General features: G+C 60.8%; 3 protein-coding genes. 1 reads left to right on the plus strand and 2 read right to left on the minus strand.

Going from position 1 to position 4372, the window contains the following annotated elements; all coding sequences use genetic code 11:
- The first annotated feature begins 1292 nt into the window (after positions 1-1292).
- Positions 1293-1868 (plus strand): Uma2 family endonuclease, encoded by a 576-nt coding sequence (locus ACLP9N_RS22945; protein WP_442409547.1) that lies wholly within the window; start codon positions 1293-1295, stop codon positions 1866-1868.
- Between the two features lie 207 nt (positions 1869-2075).
- On the opposite strand, the gene ACLP9N_RS22950 is transcribed toward ACLP9N_RS22945, so the two are convergent.
- Positions 2076-2819, minus strand: coding sequence for a tyrosine-type recombinase/integrase (locus tag ACLP9N_RS22950; protein ID WP_442409548.1), 744 nt, complete (start codon positions 2817-2819; stop codon positions 2076-2078).
- An 851-nt stretch (positions 2820-3670) separates the two neighbouring features.
- Positions 3671-4372, minus strand: a 702-nt coding sequence (locus ACLP9N_RS22955; protein ID WP_442409549.1) for a hypothetical protein, incomplete at its 5' end; no start/stop codon positions are given.

Here is a 4372-nt window from a genome sequence, read left to right on the forward strand (position 1 = left end):
GCAAGGGGCGCTACCATCTTTCGACGTGTCCCGACATCCAGTCCATGAACCCGTCGAACAAGGTCGTGCTCAGGGACGCTGACGCGGCGCGTGCGGCGGGGCTTCAACCCTGCGCTCATTGCCGCCCCGTTGGCCTCGCCCGGCAGAAGGCGAATGACGCACGATGAGGCATTGCTTGTCGCCCGCGGCGGAGAGCTCGTACAATTGGCTACTCAATCGAGCAAGCGAATCTACTCGACAACGGGAGCCATTCATGTCGCACGAGCCTTCGACACCCACCTCCCTGAGCCAGACCGCGCCGCGCGCAGACTTGCCGAAGACACAGCCGATGCAGCATGGGCAAGAACTGGGCAAATCGGCGTGACGCAAAACGTTTCCCTGTATTTGTTTACGTTGCCATGAAATCTTGAGCATGCAACAATCAGAAGCAACAAAAAATAATCAAAAACAGTACCGCAACGGTAGTCGTTCTCATGATGCAAATCAGGCATCGCACCCCCGATCGCCCGTGTAGAATCGCCCCAGACGCACGATCAGGCAGGCCATCAATGCCCACGGCCGTTGAGTTGATCGCCCCGCCTGACCCGTCCACGGCCGCGAGATCAGGGTTGCCGGAGAGCAGCCAATCCAGGAACCGGGCCGCGCATCGCTCGCAAAGATTGCAGCCATCGGCCAGATCGGTTTCCTCGAGCCCTTCCACGGCCAACTGACCCCGGGTTGCCGTCAAGACTGAGCGGTTCCCGGTGATGGTCGCTCGGCACCGATTACAATGATGCGTGGTCATGATCCCTCGTGCTTGGCTTTTTCGGCCTTCCGATGCTTCGCCAACTCTTTCGCGCGTTGGGCTTGGGCGCGTTGCTCTGACCGGCGATCGGCCTTCGTGCTTGTTCGCGAACTTGCTCATGCTTTCCCCCTCTCGTAAAACCCTGACCGGCCCGCTGCTCTGCCAGGCATCAGGCCGCCCGTGTGACTGGCGGCACTACCGAAGTTCGTCCGGCCCGAACGCGTAGGATCGCCTCAGACGCTTTGAGCCGATGGGACGGGGAATCTTATCGGCCCCTGGAACGAGCGCCCCGCCTGGTGTGTCGTGGCGATGATGGCGGCCAGTTCGGCGCGCGGAACCGCCCCGACCCCGACCAGGGCGAGCGTCACGGCGCAGATCCAGCTCGACGGGGGTAAGTATCGCGCCTTGTGTGCCGATACGTTGTACCGTATGATCATAGTGGCTCCAACATGGCGATTCTGGCCCGTAGGATCGTGCAGGAGTAGGAATGAGCGAAAGGCGGTGCGAAGTGAGCACGATCACGAAACCGGACACGGTCACTACGGTCGATGAGTACGATCGGATGATCGAGGACGGACGCATTGGCGAGGATGATCAGGTCGAGCTCTGGGACGGGAACGTGGTGCCGAAGATGCCCAAGGGTCCACCTCATCGGGTAGGGACGAGGAAGACGGTCCAGGCACTCGAGAGGGTCATCCCGCCCGTCTGGCACGTCGCCAAGGAAGAGGGGGTCGTTCTCAGTCTTCTGAGAAAACCCGAGCCCGACGTGGCGGTCATCCGCGCCGAACTGGAGTACGACTCCTCGCGCGATGCGACCGCCGAGGATTGCTGCCTCGTGGTCGAGGTAGCTGACAGCAGCCTCACCGTTGACCAGGGCGACAAACTCGAGGGTTATGCGGAGGCCGGAATCCCGGTCTACTGGATCATTAACCTACGCGCGGGGCAGGTCGAGGTGTATACCGATCCCGACCAGGCGGCGGGTCAGTACCGCAACCACGTCGATTGCCGTCCCGGTCAAGTCGTCCCGGTCATCATCGACGGTGAGGTTTTCGGCCAGATCGATGCGGCGGACTTGCTCCCGTAGCACCAGGGCGACCAGTTCAGCGCAGATCCGGGGGACGGGGGGATGTGCAATCTTTGCTACCCCGCCCCGCCCGCACACGCGTGGACGGCCTGGGACCGCCTGAGACGGCCTGGCGCCCGGGTGCGATGAGAAACAACGAGGGCTGCGGGACTGGCGGTCCCAGGGGTGGGCAAGGGAACCGCCTGGAAGGGCAACGGCGCGTCATCCTCACTTCCAAAGTCCGGCCTTGGCGTAACGCAGCGGGCTCAACGCTGTGTACTTCACGGTGTTGGCGATCGAGCGATGTCCCAGCCAATCCTGAATGAAACGCAAGTTGACGTTCTTGTTGGCCAGCGCGTAGCCACAAGAATGACGCAACATGTGCGGGTGCAATTTCAGCGGCAGACCGGCCTCGAGGCCAGCTCGCCGGATCACCTTGAAGAACCCGCTCGAGCACATCGGCCCGCCCCCTTCCGCCAGGAAGATGAACCCGGACTGGTCGCCGCCGAGCCGGCGCAGGGCCGCGATCTCATCCCGCTCCAGGTGGTGCATGCTGTCGTTCGATCCCTTGAGCCGGCGAATGAAAATCTTCCGCTCCGCGAAGTTGACGTCGGTCCATTGCAAGTCGACCAGCTCGGCGACGCGCAACCCGTGCCTGAACGCCATCAAGATCATGGTCCTGTCCCGGTGCCCGTGCCTGCCCAGCTTGGCCGCGGCCGTCATGAGCCGCTCGATTTCCTGGATCTCCAGCCACTCGCGGCTGCGGGCTTGCTCGTTCGTCGGCCGGTGGTAGGGCGCCTGTTTGTCCTGCTTGCGCGTGGTCATCTTTGTTTCCCGTTTACGTTGATTTTGGCCGCGCTCCCGCCAGCCCCATTTGCAGGGATTATGGCCAGTTTGCAGCGGAAGTGTCTCATTTTTAGGATAAAAATGTGAATTGCCATTACCGCTCTGATCTTGCGGTTTTGCCTGCATTCCATGCGGCCAGACCGGCCTTGAAGGGGGTTGGGAGTGGAGGGGGGAAAGCAGAGTTTCCCGTTTACTCTGAAAACGGAGCATCGCGCTCCATTCCAAGTATACGACACGGCTCGATCAGCCATTCCCATCTTCAGTAGGGTTGCCGTTTCTGCTCGCGCCAGGAGGCTGGTAGAAGGGCGTTTTTTCCCTGATAGCAAGGATTTTGGCAGGGAAATGTCGGATACTAGAGTAGGAGGTTGTGACCATGACACTGCAACGCCGCTCAATCGCGCTCTTCGACAGCCTGGTCAGGTCTACTGCCAGCGGTGAATCCGTGGCCGCCTGGTGCCGACGCACGACGTGCCCGCTCGCGCAGGCTGAAGAACAGCCTGGGGAACAGCCTGCGCGCCTCGGTCAAGAACACCGAGCGGAACACCGGCGCGTCCTCGCTGAAGAACAGTGACGGCGCGATGCTCAGGAACAGCGTCGAAACAGCATGCGGCAGGCGGCGTCGCCGGTCTGATAGAGGACGTGCACAGGAACTGCATGATTACTGCGTGCCGCCGGTGCGTCGAGTGGGGGCGGCGCCGGCCTCGGTGATGGGCCTCGACCCAAGAAAGCGCATCCGCGCGCCCTGTGCCAAGCGAACCCAAAGCGAGCGAACCCCGGAACGGCGGCCGGGACTCACCAGGGACGATGACCCACTGTCCTGGAATCTCTTGCCTACTATTCCGGGACGTCCACGCGGCAAGTCCGTTCGCATCGTAGGTCCGGCTTGTGGTTTCGCCGATTGGCGTGAACTCGTCGAGCGCCTCGAGAACACCGATCGAGCCGGGAACCTGGCGATGGTCGAAGCCCCCTAGTCCCGTTCATTTGGCCACTGGCACAAGGACCCCAGTGGTCTTGACGTACAGCCGAATGTCAGGGTAGCTCGTGTAAGGCTTGGCCACGTCGCTTTCGACTCTTTCGAGGGTCCCTTCGATGTGGATCCACGTCTTTCGGTCAAGTGTCCTTGCAGCATCGAGGCTTATGTCGCGACCGATAATCAGCTTGCCATTACAGTGAGGACGGTAGGTCCCGTGGTGGAGAATTTCCATTCGCCAATTCTCGTCTTCGTATTCCGCTGGATACGGATCGAACTGGACCTTTACAGTGATGTCCTTCTCTCTGACCCCTTCTGGAAAACATGCGAAATCGACCTCCTCTCCCGTGATTCTCTCGATCCTCGCGGGCCAAGTGATCCTCTTGCCAGGGAGTCGCTTCAAGAATTGCTCCCATTTCTTTTCATCGACCTTGTGAGCGTCGTAAGAGTCCTTCCTCAGCGGGTTATTGAAGTGCTCATCATCCGAAGCCTTCGAGGACTCCTTTATCGGCAGTGCCTCTTGGATCAGCCAGCGGAATGTCACCTCCGGATCGCGCGTATCAAAATTGTCCGCGGCAACCTCGGGGAGTAATCGGTCTCGGGACCGTCTAACACTCTCGAGGGCCGACTGCGATTGGCCATCGCCGGGATCTGAATTGCCTACCCATCTGAGTAGGCTGTCATAACGTTCGAATGCGCGCCCGATATC

The sequence above is a fragment of the Mycobacterium sp. genome, assembly GCF_052144515.1.
GTDB lineage: Bacteria > Actinomycetota > Actinomycetes > Mycobacteriales > Mycobacteriaceae > Mycobacterium.

Coding starts and splice junctions, on each gene's coding strand:
- ACLP9N_RS22950 (WP_442409548.1), bottom strand. CDS start 2,819: ATGCAGGCAAAACCGCAAGATCAGAGCGGTAATGGCAATTCACATTTT.